This window comes from Microcoleus sp. PH2017_08_TRC_O_A (assembly GCF_020738665.1).
Classification (GTDB): domain Bacteria; phylum Cyanobacteriota; class Cyanobacteriia; order Cyanobacteriales; family Microcoleaceae; genus Microcoleus.
Map to the genome: position 1 here is coordinate 116,094 of NZ_JAEQCE010000021.1, position 18,539 is coordinate 134,632.

An 18,539-nucleotide genomic window follows, 5' to 3' on the forward strand; every position below is an offset into this window, starting at 1 on the left:
ATTACCAATTACCCAATCATGAATTGTGAATCAAAATAAACTATTTAACCGCACTCGATCGCAATTAGCGATTTCCTACGCCGCAGTCATGGGTTTGATTTTAAGCTTGTTGGGATTTGGTGTATATAAGGCGATCGCCCACGCGCACTGGATTGCGATCGATCGCGAACTAGAATCGGTAGCGGGGACACTCCACGATAGCCTCGAAATCAAGCTACAGCAACCCGGACGCCTAGAACCAATCGTCAATGAACTTTTGCCAAACCTCCGCGTAATTGGAGTTAACGGCGTTAAAGAACAGTTAGCCGATCGCCATATTTTAAGCGCTATCAACCAAAGCTATTACTATATTCGTTTATTTGACTCTTCTGGGAAATTGATTGCTACAGCAGGCGCTTATCCCGAAACATTGCCGCCGACATTTAACTCCCAACACTGGCAAACAATCGCTGACAGCAAAGGGAATATTTATCACCAAATTTCTGTATCACTGCACACAAACACCCTGGAAGATTGGGGATACTTTCAAGTAGGACGGAGCTTGCAAGACTTCAACAGTTATCTCAGTACAGTGAGATTAATTTTGAAGTTAGGATTGCCGACAGCGTTAATTTTGGTGGTTTTTTCTAGTTGGTGGCTGGCAGGATTGGCAATGAAACCGATTTATTCTTCTTACCGACAAATCCAACAGTTTACGGCGGATGCTGCCCACGAATTGCGAACGCCTTTAGCGGCATCTCAAGCCACTGTAGAATCGGCGCTGTTGATGCCACAATTGGATGAGAAAGAAGCACGGGAAATTTTGCAGACTGTCGATCGCCAAAACCGACGATTGACTCAGTTAGTCACTGATTTGTTGCTGTTGGCGCGGATGGACTCTCAGGTGAAATCCGTTAGCGAAGCCCTCGAAGAGGATCGCCCTCAGCTTTGTTGTTTAAACGACTTGGTGGGCGATTTAGTCGAGGAATTGGCTGCTTTGGCGAGATCCTCCCAGGTAGCGCTAACATCCGAAATCCGCGTACAGCATCCATTGAATGTTGTCGGAGATGCCGATCGACTTTACCGTCTGGTTACTAACTTAATTGTCAACGCCATTCAATACACTCCCCCTGGCGGAAAAGTCACAGTAATCTTAGATTGCACTCACCAAGAGGCGATAATTCAGGTGCAAGATACCGGGATTGGGATAGCGGCGGCAGATTTAGGGCGGATATTCGATCGCTTTTACCGAGTCAACAAATCTCGATCGCGCCATACCGGCGGATCGGGACTCGGATTGGCGATCGCCCGCGCGATCGCCCGCGCACACCGCGGCAGCCTCAGCGCGCGTAGCGAATTGGGCTGTGGCAGCACCTTTGTCCTGCGGTTGCCTTTGTGAGCTATGATGTGGGGAAAACTGACATCTTGCACCATTTTCAAGAACAGGCAAGATGCCTGTTCCACAAAGACTAAATCTTGTTGTGGGGTGGGCATCCTGCCCGCCGATGATAGTTTGCACCATTTTCAAGAACAGGCAAGATGCCTGTTCCACAAAAACTAAATCTTGTTGTGGGGAGTAGGGGTTGGGCATCCTGCCCGCCCGTGAAAGGCTTATTGAGAATTGTGCAAGATGTGAGGAAAACCGAATCATCTTTTTGTGGTAATCCCTTCGGCAATATGTAGCGCGATCGCCCAAAATCAATAAATAGTGATTAATCATCAGTCAGCAGAGAGAAAATCTATGACAGTTTTAGAACAGGGAACAATCTCAATCCATACCGAGAATATTTTCCCGATTATCAAGAAATCGCTATACACCGACCACGAAGTCTTCTTGCGGGAACTAATTTCTAACGCCGTCGATGCCATAGCCAAACTCAAAATGGTTTCCCGTTCCGGCGAATACAGCGGCGACATTGGCGAACCACAAATCAATATTGCGATCGACAAAGAAAACAAAACACTCTCAATTACCGACAACGGCATCGGGATGACAGCCGACGAAGTAAAAAAATACATCAATCAAGTCGCCTTCTCCAGCGCCGAAGAATTTATTCAAAAATATCAAGGCAGTGGCGACGACGCAATTATCGGCCACTTTGGACTCGGTTTCTACTCTTCTTTCATGGTCGCTCAGAAAGTAGACATAGACACCCTTTCTTACCAAGAAGGCGCACAAGCAGTACATTGGTATTGCGATGGTTCACCCGCTTTTGAACTATCAGAATCCGCCCGCACCGAACGCGGCACTACGATTACTCTCACTCTCCAAGACGAAGAACTAGAATATGTAGAAGCCACTCGCATTAAGCAGCTAATCAAAACTTACTGCGATTTCATGCCAGTTCCGATCAAATTTGAGGGAGAGGAACTCAACAAGCATAAGGCAATTTGGCGGGAAGCAGCCAGCAATTTGCAGAAAGAAGATTACTTAGAATTGTACCGCTATCTTTATCCGTTTCAAGACGAGCCGCTACTTTGGGTACACCTGAACACAGATTATCCTTTCATTGTCAACGGCATTCTTTTCTTTCCCAAATTGCGGCCGGATGTCGATGTTACCCAAGGTAATATCAAGCTATTTTGCAACCAAGTTTTTGTCAGCGATCACTGCGAAGAAATTATTCCAAAATTCTTGATGCCGCTGCGGGGAGTCATTGACAGTACCGATATTCCGCTGAACGTTTCTCGCAGTTCTTTGCAAAGCAATCGCACAGTCAGAAGAATCGCTGATTATATTGCGAAGAAAGTGGGCGATCGCCTAAAAGAACTTTACCGCGACGACCGCGATGAATACATCCGTTGCTGGCAAGATATCGGCACTTTTGTCAAGTTTGGATCTCTCAACGATGATAAGTTCAAAAAACAAGTCGAAGATATCTTAATCTACCGCAGCACCTACGAACCAACAGCAGAAAAACCAGAAATTGCAACGCCAGAAGTGCAGGTGCAAACTGAGGACGGAGATTTGTGGCAAGATGTTACTCCAAAATCGGACAGTTCTACTTCGACGCAACCTTACACGACGCTGAAAGAGTATTTGGAACGCAATCAAAAACGCCACGAAAACCGCGTATTTTACTGCACAGAACCTGCGTCACAAGCAACTTACGTCGCCCTGCACAAAAGCCAAGGTTTAGAAGTGCTGTTTATGGATTCTTTCATTGACACGCACTTTATCAGTTTCTTGGAACGCGAATACTCAGATGTTAAATTCTCGCGGGTGGATTCCGACATCGACGACACACTAATTGACAAAGAAAAAGAAGCCGAAATTGTCGATCCGGCGACTAATAAAACTCGCAGCGAACAAGTTAAAGAACTGTTCCAAAATGCTCTCAACAAGCCAAAAGTAAACATCCGCACAGAAGCTTTGAAGTCTGACTCTGCTGAGGCGGCGCCACCTGCGATCGTCCTGTTACCAGAAGCTTTGCGCCGGATGCGCGATATGACGGCGCTTTTGCAGCAGCAAGCAGCGCAATTCCCCGATGAACACGTTTTGCTGGTGAATACGTCTCACCCGCTGATTCAAAATCTGGCTAATTTGAGTCAGGGTGCGATTATTCAAGGCGGCGGCGAGTCTCCCTCGGCGCAGTTGGCCAGCATGATTTGTCACCACGTTTATGACTTGGCTTTGATGGCCCAGAAGGGTTTCGATGCTGAAGGGATGCAGGAGTTTGTCGAGCGATCGAACCACGTCTTGACAAAATTGACTGAACGTGCAATGTAATTAACCCCCCTCCCTTGCTAAGGGGGAGTGGTTTTATACAAACTAGGTACGTTGTTGGGCTTCAGCCCTCTTTATAAGATTAGGAAAGAGGGCTAAAGCCCAACAACATACCTTAGCCCAAGCGCAAGCCAACTGCGGAAGCAAAAGTTGATTTCCCTTGCTGAGAGAGCGATCGGAGGTTTTCTTGTCCCCCCCTTAACAAGGGGGGCTAGGGGGGTTCTACGCAGTTGATATATAATAAAAGGCTGCATCAAAAAAAAGTAGTCTGGAGGGCAATATGTCACGGAAATGTCAGCTAACGGGCAAGAAGGCGAACAACGGTTTTGCGGTTTCTCACTCGCACCACCGCACTCACAAGTTGCAAGGCGCTAATTTGCAGTGGAAGCGGATTTGGTGGCCGCAGGAGAAGCGTTGGGTCAAGTTACACCTTTCTACGAAGGCGATTAAAACCTTGGAGCACAAGGGTTTGGAAATTATGGCTAAGGAAGCTGGAATTAATCTTTACAAGCTTTAAATAATCTTGTTAGTTGAGCAAAGGGCGATCGTATACATTAAAAGTGCGATCGCCCTTACTTTTATATACTGAAAAAGTTGAGGCAGAAACCGGGTTTTTTTAGATAAACACTGCATCATAACCTTAAATTTAGATAAAAAACCCGGTTTCTTGGGCATTGATGCGTCCAGGAAATTTTAACTTTTAGAGAAAAACCTGGATTAGAGGAATTTTCGGCATTTCAGTAAATAAGTAGTCATCCTCCCCTTACCTTTAACTTCGATCGCACCGCGGCTTTCAAAAAAATACTTTTCTCGCAATTGCTGATAAGTTGCCACTGTCACCTGAATGCACCCAGGCGAACCGTGAGATTCCATGCGGGAAGCTGTGTTAACGGTGTCTCCCCACAAATCGTAAATAAATTTTTTAATACCGATGACTCCAGCGACAACCGGGCCGGTATTGATCCCGATTCTGATACTAAAATCTTGATTGTGGGTATTGCTGAATTCAATAATTGCCTGCTGCATATCCAGGGCCATTTCTGCGATCGCCTCTGCGTGATCTGGGCGAGTAATTGGCAGCCCTCCCACTACCATGTAAGCATCGCCAATCGTCTTAATTTTTTCCAAACCGTGCCTTTCTGCTAAGTTGTCAAAAGTCGAAAAAATATCATTCAGCAACGCAACTAATTCTGTTGGAGAAACTCGCGCACTCAATTGAGTAAAACCTACGATGTCCGCAAATAATACAGTAACATCAGCAAAAGTATCTGCGATCGTGCTATCTCCCCGCTTCAACCGATTTGCTATTTCTTCAGGCAAAATATTCAACAACAACCGTTCTGACTGTGCTTGTTGAACTCGCAGTGCATTTAAAGTTTCATTGAGAGCATTAGTTCGTTCTTCAACTCTAGATTCTAACTCTTCATTCAGCTTGCAAAGCGCAATTTCAGCCCGCCTGCGGTCTGTGACATCCGTACCGATTGCCAGCAGCCCCGCGAACTTTCCGGCCGCATCAAACAGCGGTTTATTTGCCCAGGATACGCAAACGCGAGATCCACTGCGCCGCATACTTTCATTTTCATTTGTTGTATACTGTTCCGGGTTATTTAAAATATTGCTCAATAACACGGCCAGGTCGTTTCCCCCTGTATCTGTCTGGGGTAGAATTGTGCCAACTGCGTGTTTTCCCAGTATTTCTTCTTCTCTGTAACCAAAAAAATTCTGTGCAAACTCGTTAAAAAAAGTAATATTACCTTCTGTATCTAGTTTTAAAATAATGCTGTTAGCATTTTCGACCAATTCCCGATACTTAACTTCGCTTTGCCGCAGCAAATCCTCTGCTGATGCGCGTTCTGCTACTGTGGCAGCTAACAGCAGCGAAGTAATTACAATTACGCTCATGAAAGCCTGCAAAAATAAGATTGCTTGATTAATATTTATGGCTTTGGTAATAAACGGGCCAGATCCCTGAGAACCTCCCCAAATGGCAATACTGGATACAATAAAATATGCTAAAACAGCTCCGCGCTGACCGAATTGAATGGTTGCCCAAATCACCAACGGAAATGGCAAGTATTCTAGGGGATAGCCGGATAGATTGCTATCAGTTTTTGATGTGTATACTAGCCAACTGACTATTATTAATAGTAGCAAACATATGGCGCATAAAATTATATTTACAAGTGTTTTAATCTTAATTTTTTGTTGATTGCGTGTCGCTATCTTTTGGTAAAAGATTAGCAGCATCGGAGTAAAAATCAAAACTCCTAAGGTGTCTCCAAGATACCAATTCCACCGAATTTCCCAATATTCGCTCCAGTCAATAAGACCAGTCAAACACAGCCGCAGCGTGCCGAGAGTGCAGTTGATTTGAGTGGCAACTACAGCACCGCAAAAGATTAAACTGACTACATCAATTAGTCGATCCAGTGAGGGGCGAAACTTGAACTGTTGCAGCAAAGTAAATGCACATAAAGCTTGCAAACAACCGCAAAAAGCACTAATTGTTGCATTTATTAAGGATATTTTGAGGTTGAGAGTCTCGTAAAAAAATACGCCTAAAGCTATTCCCGGCCAAAGGCGCCGACCAAATAATAAAACTGCTGCTTGGGCAATTCCTGCGGGCGGCCAGACGCAGGTAGCTAATTTATTCACGCCGGGGATTGAAGATGCTATTTTAGCTCCTAAAGCGTAAGCAAAGGCAATGACAGCTATTTTTCCTAAATATTGCCAATTTATAGATTGAATAAATCGCATAAATTGATTTTTGTTTTGGTTCATAGTGACTTTTATATTTTTAACTAACTATACCAACCGTCAAAACTATTAGGGAATTTTTAATTATTTAAATAGAATTGTTGGCTTTGTTTGTACGGGCTAAGCACAGGTGCGTTGCTACTCAAAAAATTGATTTAAATTGAGGTTTTTTCACTAGCGACACACCCTACAACTACTATTACTTCTTCCTTTTTGCCTCTTTCATCTTCCTTATTTTATAACTTGATTCCTGTGAGAAAATAAGTGTTCATCTCGCCTTTGCCTTTGACTTCAATGGTGCCGCGACTTTCTAATAAATACTTGTCCTGCAATCGCTCGTAAGTTGCAGATGTAACTTGAATTTGACCGGGTAAGCCGTGAGATTCCATACGGGAAGCGGTGTTAACTGTGTCTCCCCACAAATCGTAGATAAATTTTTTGATGCCGATGACTCCGGCGACAACCGGGCCGCTGTTGATGCCGATTCTGATGCTGAAATCTTGATTGTTGGTATTGCTGAAGTCAATAATTGCCTGCTGCATATCCAGGGCCATTTGGGCGATCGCCTCTGCGTGATCGCTGCGGGGCATCGGCAGCCCTCCAACTACCATATAAGCGTCACCAATGGTTTTGATTTTTTCCAATCCGTGCTTTTGGGCTAGGCGATCGAATGTCGAAAAAATCTCGTTAAGCAAGGAAACTAATTCCGGCGGAGAAATTTGGGAGCTAATTTGAGTAAAACCGACTATATCTGCAAACAATACTGTGACTTCGGCAAAAGTATCGGCGATGATGCTTTGGTCTTGTTTGAGTCTTTCGGCGATCGGTTTCGGTAAAATGTTCAGCAGGAGACGATCAGATTTTTCTTGTTCTAAACGCAAAGCTGCCTCAGCTTCTTTGCGAGTTGTGATATCTTCGACAGTACCTTCGTAATAAAGCAAATTTCCATGTATGTCGCAGACAGTATAAGCATTTTCGGAAATCCAAATTATACTGCCATCTTGGCGGTAAACTTGAGATTCAAAATCCGATACTTTGCCGTTTGTTCGCATTAAGTGGATGACTTCGGCGCGGCGTTCCGGGTCTACATATAGCTGGCGGTTGATATCAGTTAACTTTTCCAGCATTTCCTCACAGGAACTGTAACCATAAATGCGAATTAAAGCTGGGTTGACGCTAAGATATTCTCCATCTGGAGTAGTTTGAAAGATGCCGACGATCGCATTTTCAAATATGCTGCGGTATTTTGCCTCAGCTTGTCGCAGGGCTGCTTCAGCGCGCTGGCGTTCTCGCGCTTCCACTGCAAAAGTTACAGAGTCTGTTAGAGAAACAGCGAAACTTTGTTCTTCGATAGTCCAATAACGCGGCATTCCTACGTGTTCTAAACAGAGGACTCCTGCTGTTTCTCCGCCTATCTGAATCGGCGTATCTAGCATGGAAGTGATGCCTAACGGAATTAGGTAAGCTTCCACAAATTCTCTAGTTCTAAAATCTTTTTGGGCGTCAAAGGCAGCAATTGCGCGCTCTTCTCGGAGTGCTTGAAAATAGACAGGATAGTCTGCTTCTGCTAATTCCATACCCTCTGAGTGCTGGTTGAGGGCGCGATCGAACAAATCCAGGCACTCCATCTTGGATTTAGGGCGATCGTACAACCAGATACTCGATCGCGCAACTTCCAGAGTACGGCTAGCAGTTTCAGTGATTTCTTGAAGCGCTTTGGTTAAGTCGCCTTGATTCAGCGCTTTATTTTTGGCTAAATCAATTAATGCCGATTTCTGTTTCTGTAGCTGAAGTTCGCTTTGTTTCAGGGCATTTGTCCGCTCTGCAACTCGGATTTCCAGCTTTTCGTTCAGATGAAGCAGCTCTATTTCAGCTTTTCGGCGATCGGTGATATCTGTCCCGATGCAGAGGATGCCCAAAAGTTCTCCTGCTGCATCAACCAGCGGCTTATTTGCCCAAGACACCCAAACGCGAGATCCGTTACGCCGAATATTTTCATTTTCATAGCTAGTAAAGCGATCGGGATTTTGTAAAATCTGATTGTAAACCAACTCTAAGTTATTCCCTTCGATGTCGCTCATGGGAATGATTGTTCCCACAGCACTTTTCCCCAGGATTTCTTCCTGATTGTAGCCAAAGAATATTTCTGCAAACTCATTAAAAAAAGTAATCGTGCCGTCGGGAGATAGTTTGACAATAATACTGTTAGCATTTTCCACCAATTCTCGATATTTAATTTCGCTTACTCGCAGAGATTTTTCTGCCTCCGCGCGTTCGGCTACCGTCGCGGCTAATAACAACGAAGTAATCGTAACTACCGCCATAAAAGCTTGTAAAAATAAGATAGCCTGACTAATATTTTCGGCTTTAGCTATAAATGGCCCAGATCCGTGAGAACTGCCAAAAATTGCGATACTTGACACAAGAAACGATCCTAAGACAGCGGCCCGCTGACCGAATTGGAGCGACGCCCAAATTATCAAAGGAAACGGCAAATATTCCAGGGGATAGCGAGAAATAGAAGCTTCATTTTTTGACTCAAAGACAAGCCAGCTTACCCCAATTAATAATATTAACCATACTCCCCGCCAAATTAAATAATTTTTAGGGAGTTCGGTTTGTCTTTTTAAGCGATCGGCGGTTGCCTTAGGACGCAAAAATATTAAAATCAAAGGAGTTAAAATTAAAACTCCCATTGCATCTCCCAGCCACCAATTCCACCGGAGCGACCAGTATTCTGCCCAATCTACTTTGCCAGCTAAATATATGGAAAACGCGCCAATAGTGCAACTAATCTGAGTAGAAACTAAACCGCCCAATAAAATTAAATTAACTACATCTTTCAAACGTTCTAGAGACGGACGAAACCCCAGCCAGCGCAGCACAGTGGCTGCAAAAACAGCTTGCAAAACTGCTCCTACGTTGCCTCCCACCCAAATTGCAAATATCTGTTCGCTTGGGTTAACTAAATTGAGGAAAAATATACCCAAAACAATCGCAGGCCAGGCTTTTGGGCCAAACAATAAAAGTCCGGCTTGTGCAATTCCTGCGGGCGGCCACACCGAGGAAGCAAAGGGATTGACACCTTGAATTGCAAATGCTAGCCTCGCCCCCACGGCGTAAGCGATCGCCACGAGAGTTACTTGGGCTAAGTAGCGCCCTATTCGGGATTGAGGGAATCGAAGAAACTGATTTAGGTTCAGATTCATGTCGAGTTTTAAGTTTTATATAAGTTTATGTAGGGTGCGCTGCGCGCACCTTGCTAGCCTCAATGTAGGTGCAGCAAGCACCTTATACCAATTTTTTGTGAGGCTACTCCCGAATCCGATCCCCCCTAACCCCCCTTAATTAAGGGGGGGACAAGATTCCGGTCAAAGTCCCCCCTCCCACCAGGGGAATTTAGGGGATCGAGATATATGCAACTTCACATTAAATTGGTATTACCGTTACAAAAACTTATTTGATGGCAGCATCAATCCACTGTTTTAAAGTAGAATTGACTTCCTCAATCAGAATTTCATGGGCTTTGTGAGTTGCTCTTTCCACAACTTCAACTTTCCCTAATTTCACCGAACGACCCGGAACAATGCGATAGGGAATGCCGATTAAATCTGCATCTTTGAATTTAACTCCTGCTCGTTCGTCGCGGTCATCTAGTAAGGTTTCAATTCCGGATTGGTTGAGTTCATTGTAGAGTTTTTCGGCGACTTCTACTTGTTGGGCGTCGGAAATATTGGGGATGCTAATGATGGCGTGATACGGCGCGATCGCCACTGGCCAGATTATTCCGTCTTTATCGTAGGATTGTTCTACCGCAGATTGAGCCAGCCGCGACACGCCGACGCCGTAGCAGCCCATGATAAAGGGCATTTCTTCGCCTTGTTCGCTGGTGTAGGTGGCGCCCATGGCTTGCGAGTATTTGGTGCCTAATTGGAAGATGTGGCCGACTTCGATGCCTCTGGCGGTTTGCAAAGTTTGTTCGGGATTGTGCACCGCCCGATCGCCCTTTTTAGCAGTTCTGACGCCCACAACCGTTGCTGGCAGAGGAAATTCTTTACCCCAATTGGCGCCGACCACGTGGTATCCTGACTCGTTAGAACCAGTGACAAAGTTTGTTAGATCGACGGCAGTGCGATCGACCAAACGCAAAAACTTAGAATTTACCTCCTTACTTCCAGCGATATAATCATCAGCAACATCCGGAGCCATATAACCCAGAGGCAAAGATTTAGCCGCCCATTTCCGCTGAGCTTCCGCATCAGGAACAGTCAAAAATAGGATTGTTTTAGCTTGATAATTTCCCGCTAACTTTGTCAATTCATTCAGCAACTTTACCTGATTCACATCTTGGTCACCGCGAATGCTTACCAACACCAAGACTGTGATACCATTATCATAAACAGCCTGATAAAGCACATTTTTGACAACTTGCGTCGGAGAACAATTCAAAAACTTGCAAAGTTTAGCAATTGTTTCAGTTCCCGGCGTTTCCCGCTTTTCAAAACTTGCAAAAGGCGAAGCTTGGGCATCAGCAGGCATCGACACAGCCTTCTCCACATTAGCAGCATACTGACCATCTTCAGTATATAGAACTTCATCCTCACCCGCTTCTGCCAGCACCATAAACTCTTGAGAACCAGAGCCGCCAATCGCACCAGAATCAGCATCTACCGCTCGGAATTCCAAGCCCGATCGGCGCAGCATATTGCTGTAAGCTTGAGCCATATCCTGATAAGTTTTCTTCAAACTTTCTTCACTCGTGTGGAAAGAATAGCCATCTTTCATAATAAATTCGCGACCGCGCATCAACCCAAAACGCGGGCGAATTTCATCACGAAACTTAGTTTGAATTTGATAGAGATGTACGGGTAATTGCCGATAAGAACGAATCATATCCTTAGCAATTGTAGTAATTACCTCTTCGTGAGTCGGGCCCAGTCCAACTTCTCGCTGCTGCCTATCCTTCATAGCAAACATAATACCTTCAGCTTGAGTGTAGGTATCCCAGCGGCCGGATTCCCGCCACAAATCGGCCGGTTGCAGTTGCGGGAGGAGACATTCTTGAGCGCCGGTAGCGTCCATTTCTTCGCGCACAATTTGGGATACTTTTTTAAGAACTCGCCACATCAAAGGGAGATAAGCGTAAATACCGCTACCGATGCGTCGGATGTATCCAGCACGGAGTAATAGTTTGTGGCTGGGGATTTCTGCTTCTGCGGGGTCTTCCCGCAGGGTGACGAAAAGCATTTGAGAGAGTCGCATTGGCTGATTTCCTTAAAATACCGGATAATTGTCATCTCAGATTAACTTCTGATATTATCAGAACTCAGCCTGATTTGATGAAATCTATGAATAAACTTTGGAAAAATTATCAAAAAGGTATGGCAGCATTTGATAATTGTCACCATCCTACTCTCCTATCTCAGTGGATTGCATTACAAGATGAAATTGGAGAATTTGTGCGAGAACCTAACTTAAGCGAAATTTGGGATATTCTTCATGCTGCTGGTCGATTGCTGTACAAATTAATCGGAATTCCTTTACATCTGGTAGCCTATCCTACTGTTCGCAAACACAGCGAACGTTTTGAGGAGTACGGCTGTATTCGCAGCCGGCGCAACTGTGAGGGGAAATGCTGCAAACAGTTGACGGTTGATAGTTGACAGTTGACAGTTGACGGTTGACAGTTGATAGTTGACAGGGGGAGCATCTCAGTTTTGTAAAAAGCATTTTTTTATTATTCATAGTGCGAGCGTCCCCGCTCGCGTACTGTACAATACGCGAGCGGGGACGCTCGCACTATAAATGCAAAACACAGATGCTCCCGTTGACAGGTAGGGGCAGTGCCCCCGTGAGAACCCTCTCTTAGTTGATAGTTGCCCGTGAGGTTTTTAAACAGTTTATAGCTGATAATTCTCATAACCAGATTCATTCACGATCAATTCGCAAAACAATATCTCAAAGAACTATTAACCCCTCTCGGTAATGTCGCAACCAGCCATGACATTGCTGGAGAAGTGAGGCAGATTGACGTTTTCTTTGCCCCAAAAGCGGAACCTGATGTAGAACCCACAGCCCTCGGCATTCTGGGTCAAATTGCAGCAAAACCCGCTGTAATTGAACCATTCCGCAGTCCTGTGCAAACCGGAGAAATTCGCAGTTGTCTGGGTAAACTCTTTGATGTCCATGCTGAATATGAACGAGTCGCCACTAGAGATAATACCCAGATTGCAGAGGCTGATTTGCCCCAACTCTGGATACTGTCGCCGACTGTTTCCGATGCGATGCTAGCTGGATTTGGGGCGACTTCTGAACCTGAAAATTGGGTAAGTGGAGTTTATTTTTTGAATGTGTCTCTGAAAGCAGCAATCATTGCTATTCACCAACTCCCCCGCACTCCCGAAACGCTGTGGCTTAGGGTTTTGGGGAAGGGAAACGTGCAAAAGCAAGCTATTACCGAATTGAGAGAATTACCGTCTGATAATTTGTTTCGGTTGAACGCGTTAGAATTGTTGTACAACTTGCGAACGATATGAGAAGTCCGCCAAGACATAGATCGAGAAGATCGGGAGTTAATTATGGAACTGTCACCGCTCTATTTAAAACGGCTTGAAGAAGCAACTCAGCAAGGTATTCAGCAAGGTATTCAGCAAGGTATTCAGCAAAGTAAACGCGAGACTCTTGAGAGTATATTACAAGTAAGATTTGGCGAAATCGATGAAGAATTAGCCCCAATAATTGAGCCTTTGATTCAACTTGAACCTCTTGAAATCATACGACTGATTATGCAGCTCGATCGCCCGGAATTACTAGCTCGTTTTCTCCCGGAAAAATCAAACGGAATCCTAACTATAGAGCGCACTCTACGATATGTAGGGTGCGCCGCATCGTACCTTACTACTATAGATCGCCCCCGCTTCAAACTTGCCGGGTGCATCTGGTTTTTGAAGAGGGCGAAGCATGACCGCATATAAGTTATTAGTTATAATCTTATATTCACTGCGGTCATGCTTCGCCCCTACAAACATACTTGCCTTTTTTGGGCGAACTCTGCTGCTATCACTCACAAAAAAAACCATTTCTGACTTTAGAGGGATTTATTCTTCAGCTTCAAGAGCCATAATCAGCAGTAAGGATGACATAACTAGAGAACTGATTTACTACTCATCCGGATTGCACGAATCAAGGCTTCCTTAAGATAAAGCCTGACGAAACAAACCACCATCTAAAAAGTTGCAAATCCCCTACTTAAAAGTTAGGGGCAGATTTCAATATGCCTAATTCGGCATCAAACTTTAGGAGGTAATTTATGTTTGAAAGCGAGTTATTAATGTCGCTGTACAGTCCCAAATTCAATATTGGTCAAATGCCAATAGAAATAGATGTCCCGTTTGACCACCCCGATCTCGGAGGGCTGATGTTTCTGAGCCCTCAGTTTTTTGTGGCATTAATCGCCGGAGTCATCATGGCTTTTGGCTTCCAATTCCTGTTAACAAATTTCTCGATCGCTGCTAAAATCTCCAACTGGGACGAGGCTTTACCCGACGATGACGATGATGAGTCCGAAAGTTTGGGCACTAAAGTTCGCAAGATCGAAGGCTTGGTCGGCGGTTGGATTTTAGTCACAGTTAACCTAGCTTTATTCTTAGCTTGTTTTCTGGCGGTCAAACTAACTTCAATTGCCTCGGTAGATGGAGCGGCAATTATTGGTGTGGTCATTTGGTCGGCGTACTTTTTAACGCTGGTATGGCTCGGTTCTAGCGCCGTCGGTTCGATGATTGGTTCCTTGATTAAAACTGCTTTTTCCGGCATTCAAGGTGTCATGGGTACTGCTGGTTCTGCGATCGGCGGCAAGATGGCTAGCGACCAAATGGTAAACACTGTAGAGGCGTCTGTGGCTGCTGTCCGCCGCGAGTTGGGCTCGGCTGTAGACCCGGATAGCATTCGCGAAACCATCCAAGATTATGTCGGTTCTTTGCAGTTACCGAAGCTGGATGTTAAGGAAATTCGCGGTCAATTTGAAAAGTTGCTGGGCGATACTGATATCAAATCTCTGGCGGGAAGCGATGTTCTGAAGAATGTTAACCGCCAGACTTTTGTGGATTTAATTAGCAGCCGCAGCGATTTTTCTAAGGAAGAAATCAATCAAGTTGCCGACCAACTCGAAGGTGTTTGGAAGCAAACTTTCGGCAAGCAGCAAGATAAGAAAGACCCGAATTTAGAGTTGGTTGATTTTCTCAAGTTTGCGGCTCCAGATTTGCTGAAGTCTGATGAACTCAATGCCAAGCTATCTCAAATTCTGGAAACTCGGGAAAACAAATCAGAATCCAGCAGCGGCATGAAGCGCGCGATGCTGTTGGGTGTGGAAGCTCTTGTCGGCACTGTTTTGTCGCGGACGGATTTGTCGGATTTGGATGTGGAAAAAATCTCTGGTCAGTTGCAGCAATTGACTGAAAAAGGCAAGGAAAAAGCTAAATCTTTGGCTTCTAAGGTGGGCGACAAAGTGCCTGCGCTGCCTTTCAATACAGCGAAGGCTGATGTGGAAAATTACTTGCTAAATGCTCAACCTTGGCATCTCAACCGAGAAACTATCAAGCAGGAATTTAGGGATGTTATTTACGATGCCGAAGCTTCTCCGGGAGCTGTTTTGGGCCAGTTAGAGATGTTAAATCCTGAGTATTTTGCAGGCATTCTGAGGCGCCGTGAGGGCTTCAGTCCGGAACAGGCTGCGGAAATTTCTGAACAGCTTGAAAGCGTGCGCCAAGAAGTTCTGGAAATTGTGCAAGGTGCTGCTGGTGAGGAACAGTCTCAAGATTTGCGTAGTCGGATTGAGAATTATTTGCGATCGACTGGCAAGGAAGAATTGAATCCTGAAGGTATCGAGAAGGACTTCCAAGCGCTGTTGGAAGATCGCGATGCTGGTTTTGAGGCTTTGCGCGATCGCCTGTCACACTTCGATCGCGATACTCTGGTACAATTGCTCGGCCAGCGGGAAGATTTTAGCCCCGAGGAAGCGGATCAGTTAATCGGGCGGCTCGAAAGTTCGCGCGATCGCGTAATTTCCAAAGCACAAGAATTGCAAGAGCAAGCGAAATCGAAAGCGCAAGAAGTGCGCCAAAAGGTAGAAGAGTATCTCCGCAATACTAATAAGGAAGAACTCAATCCTGAAGCGATCGAGCGCGAGTTTCAAACGCTGTTAAGCGACCCGCAAGCTGGTTTGAAAGCGCTGAGAGAACGCTTGTCTCAATTCGATCGCGATACTCTGGTGCAACTGCTGTCGCAGCGCCAAGATCTCAGCGAAGAACAGGTAAATGGGGCGATCGACAAAATCGAATCCGTGCGCGACAACATTATCCACGCACCGCAAATTGTGGCAGATAAAGCTAAGCAGCAGTACGAGGAAGTTACTGCCCAAATTGGCGAGTACCTGCGCCATACTAACCTGGAAGAACTCGATCCTGAAGGCATCAATCGGGATTTGACCAAATTGTTTGAAAATCCGAAAGAAGGTGCCTTGGCGCTGCGGGAAAGACTGTCTCAGGTCGATCGCGAAACCTTGGTCAAGTTGCTTTCGCAGCGCGAAGATTTGAGCGAAGAACAAATCAATCGGACGATCGATCGCGTGCAAGATTCGATTCGCAGCATCGTGAAATCGCCCCGCCGCTTGGCATCTCGCGCTCAAAAAACTGTCAAGGATTTCCAAGGAAGTTTGGAAAATTACTTGCGGAATACGGACAAGGAAGAGCTCAATCCTGACGGTATCAAGCGAGATTTGCAGTTGCTGTTTAACGAACCCGGAGCGGGGATGCAAAGTTTGGGCGATCGGCTGAAGCACTTTGACCGCGGTACTTTGGTAGCCTTGCTGTCCCAGCGGGAAGACATTTCCGAAGAGGAAGCGAACCAAATTGCCGATCGTATTGAATCTGTCCGCAACGAGTTTGTCGAACAAATTCAAATGGTACAAGACAAGTTCCAGTCAACAATTGACGGTATTTTCTCAAAAATCCGGGATTACCTCAATTCGCTCGATCGGCCGGAGCTCAATTACGAAGGAATCAAGCGGGACTTCCGCAAAGTATTTGACGATCCGCAGGCCGGATTTGACGCGATTAAACAGCGTTTGGGTGAATTCGATCGCGGTACTTTAGTAGCGCTACTGAGTTCTCGTTCCGATATTTCCGAGACAGACGCTCACCGAATTGTTGACCAAATGGAAGGAGCCCGGGACAGCGTTATATTGCGCGCCGAACGCCTGCAAACTGAAGCCAAAAAACGGATTAAAGAGATCAAGAACAAGACCAAACAGCAAGCAGAAGATGCGCGGGAAGCCGCCGCAACTGCTGCTTGGTGGTTGTTCGGTACGGCTCTAACTTCTGTGGTGGTTTCGGCATTGGCTGGAGCAATAGCAGTCGGCGGTATTTCGGGTTTGTTTAGCTAGAATTTCCACAAGTTTCCATTAAAGTTCTCCTGATTCTAGGCTGGCTGTGTTCCAGCCTATTTTCTTTGAAATCCTATTATCTCGGTTCCTACGTAAAAAAAGGTTCGTAGTGAGGACTTTAGTCCGCAAAAATTAATAAGGACTGAAGTCCTCACTACAAACCTTACTGTAGAAAGTTGGTAGTGAGGACTTTAGTCCGCAAAAATTAAGAAGGACTGAAGTCCTCACTACGAACCCTACTTTAGAAGGTGGTAATGGATGAAGGAACTATTATTCCCGTGCCTCCTAACTATCAACTTCCCGAAGCTGGACAAGCTTTATTAGGAAAGATTCAAGGCATGGACTTTCAAGAGCAAATTGATTTCCTGCGCGGTACAGTTTTAGAAATGGGTGCCCAAGTCGCTCCGGGCGCTGGCATTTAATTTGAGTAAAGTAAGGTGGGCATTAAACCTTTTGCAAAAATAGCTAGGAACGGGCTCTTCTGCCCGTTCCACAGAAAAAATTCTTTTTGTGGAACGGGCATCTTGCCCGTTCCAAAATTTGATTAAAAGGAATTTTGCAAAAGATATATAGCGGTTCTCAGAAAGATGAGGTATGACTGACAGCTTATATAACCACTAAACGAAGAGGGCCCAAGCCCAACTACGTACCTCATCTTTTTAAGAAAGGCTATATAGCGGTTCTCAGAAAGATGAGGTATGACTGACAGCTTACATAACCTCCCAGACAAAGAGGGCTAAAGCCCAACAACGTACCTCATCTTTCTGATAGCCGCTATATATTTATATTGCCCACCTACCGATTCCAGCTAATAAGTGAATTCAGCAGCTATGTTCCCTACAAGTTTCGGCGCACCTGCAATTAAATGCATCTCTTCGCAGCCAACTGCGAGCAATGGCTGACCTAAATTTAGATTGGCAAAATGACTCTCTTCAGAGATTTCTACTTCGCCTTTGATAAAGCCGATGCGAGACTGGAACTCTCCTTTAAACATTAGCAAATTTGTGCGATCGGCGCTAAAAATATTTCCGCTCAAAGGTAGGGGAAATCCAAAACTTTGTTTGCTGTAATTGAGACTGCACAGTTGCAGATTTCCTTGGCTAACTGTGACGCGGTAGCCTAGCGGTGATGCTTTTACTGAATCGCTGCCTTCCCAACTAAACTGAGCTAATTCTTTAGGAAGTCCCCAAATTTCGCGCCCGCCAGCTACTGAGTTAGGGTTGTCTACGTAGATGTGCGAAATCCAAGCGCCCCATTTTCCTGCATAACTGGCGATCGCGCTAACTACAATTAACTCATTGTACTCCATCACGGAACCCAGCCCGTAGGAGGATATATAAATGCCACCTAGCGTTTTTCCTGGCAATAAACAGACAATTTCTAACTCAGAGGGAACCAAGGGGCGCACTCGTGCTACATCTACCAATTGCAAAGTCTGAACAGCATAACCTTGCAGGTGCCAAGGAGCAGGTGAATATACCATTTTAAGTGATTTTAGATCTGATATTTTATATTTATTTTAGCTTAGGCTCTAAAACAGCAACAGGTTTTGGTATTTTTCATAAAATCCCGGTATATTCACGCATAAGAAAGATTAATCTGCGAATAGCGAGCAATTAGTTGACATTTGAGCAAAAG

Annotated in this window: 10 protein-coding genes and 1 pseudogene; 7 read left to right on the forward strand and 4 right to left on the reverse strand. The window is 45.2% G+C overall.

Annotated elements, in window-relative coordinates; translation table 11 throughout:
• Positions 1 to 25: 25 nt before the first annotated feature.
• The 3 genes from rppB to rpmB all read left to right on the forward strand — a co-directional run bounded on the left by rppB (position 26) and on the right by rpmB (position 4,223).
• On the forward strand, positions 26 to 1,378 hold the full coding sequence (rppB, locus tag JGK22_RS09370; protein ID WP_293224674.1) for a two-component system sensor histidine kinase RppB: 1,353 nt from the start codon (positions 26 to 28) through the stop codon (positions 1,376 to 1,378).
• A 342-nt stretch (positions 1,379 to 1,720) separates the two neighbouring features.
• A complete protein-coding gene (gene htpG / locus JGK22_RS09375) occupies positions 1,721 to 3,709 on the forward strand; it encodes a molecular chaperone HtpG (RefSeq protein WP_293181104.1) in 1,989 nt (662 codons plus the stop codon).
• 277 nt (positions 3,710 to 3,986) lie between these two features.
• The gene (gene rpmB / locus JGK22_RS09380; RefSeq protein WP_293150949.1) at positions 3,987 to 4,223 is read left to right on the forward strand and encodes a 50S ribosomal protein L28; all 237 of its coding nucleotides are present in this window, start codon (positions 3,987 to 3,989) and stop codon (positions 4,221 to 4,223) included.
• Between the two features lie 200 nt (positions 4,224 to 4,423).
• On the opposite strand, the gene JGK22_RS09385 is transcribed toward rpmB, so the two are convergent.
• The 3 genes from JGK22_RS09385 to proS all read right to left on the reverse strand — a co-directional run bounded on the left by JGK22_RS09385 (position 4,424) and on the right by proS (position 11,725).
• On the reverse strand, positions 4,424 to 6,487 hold the full coding sequence (locus JGK22_RS09385; RefSeq protein WP_293191023.1) for an adenylate/guanylate cyclase domain-containing protein: 2,064 nt from the start codon (positions 6,485 to 6,487) through the stop codon (positions 4,424 to 4,426).
• Positions 6,488 to 6,699: 212 nt separating this feature from the next.
• The gene (locus JGK22_RS09390; protein ID WP_293217771.1) at positions 6,700 to 9,672 is read right to left on the reverse strand and encodes an adenylate/guanylate cyclase domain-containing protein; all 2,973 of its coding nucleotides are present in this window, start codon (positions 9,670 to 9,672) and stop codon (positions 6,700 to 6,702) included.
• Positions 9,673 to 9,919: 247 nt separating this feature from the next.
• On the reverse strand, positions 9,920 to 11,725 hold the full coding sequence (gene proS / locus JGK22_RS09395; RefSeq protein WP_293232157.1) for a proline--tRNA ligase: 1,806 nt from the start codon (positions 11,723 to 11,725) through the stop codon (positions 9,920 to 9,922).
• Positions 11,726 to 11,811: 86 nt separating this feature from the next.
• On the opposite strand from proS, the gene JGK22_RS09400 reads away from it, so the two are divergent.
• The 4 genes and pseudogenes from JGK22_RS09400 (at position 11,812) to JGK22_RS09415 (ending at position 17,323) form a co-directional block, all read left to right on the forward strand.
• On the forward strand, positions 11,812 to 12,126 hold the full coding sequence (locus JGK22_RS09400; RefSeq protein ID WP_293181117.1) for a hypothetical protein: 315 nt from the start codon (positions 11,812 to 11,814) through the stop codon (positions 12,124 to 12,126).
• A 255-nt stretch (positions 12,127 to 12,381) separates the two neighbouring features.
• Positions 12,382 to 13,284 (forward strand): annotated as a pseudogene (locus tag JGK22_RS09405) (hypothetical protein); the annotation flags it as partial.
• 488 nt (positions 13,285 to 13,772) lie between these two features.
• Positions 13,773 to 16,901 carry an MFS transporter gene (locus JGK22_RS09410; RefSeq protein WP_293217767.1) on the forward strand — a complete coding sequence of 1,043 codons (3,129 nt, stop codon included), beginning with the start codon at positions 13,773 to 13,775 and terminating at the stop codon, positions 16,899 to 16,901.
• Between the two features lie 254 nt (positions 16,902 to 17,155).
• Positions 17,156 to 17,323, forward strand: a complete 168-nt coding sequence (locus JGK22_RS09415) for an orange carotenoid protein N-terminal domain-containing protein (protein ID WP_293181124.1) — start codon at positions 17,156 to 17,158, stop codon at positions 17,321 to 17,323.
• A gap of 386 nt (positions 17,324 to 17,709) precedes the next feature.
• Here the strand turns inward: JGK22_RS09415 and JGK22_RS09420 are convergent, their stop codons facing one another.
• Positions 17,710 to 18,384, reverse strand: a complete 675-nt coding sequence (locus JGK22_RS09420) for an acetoacetate decarboxylase family protein (RefSeq protein WP_293181127.1) — start codon at positions 18,382 to 18,384, stop codon at positions 17,710 to 17,712.
• Positions 18,385 to 18,539 lie beyond the last annotated feature (155 nt).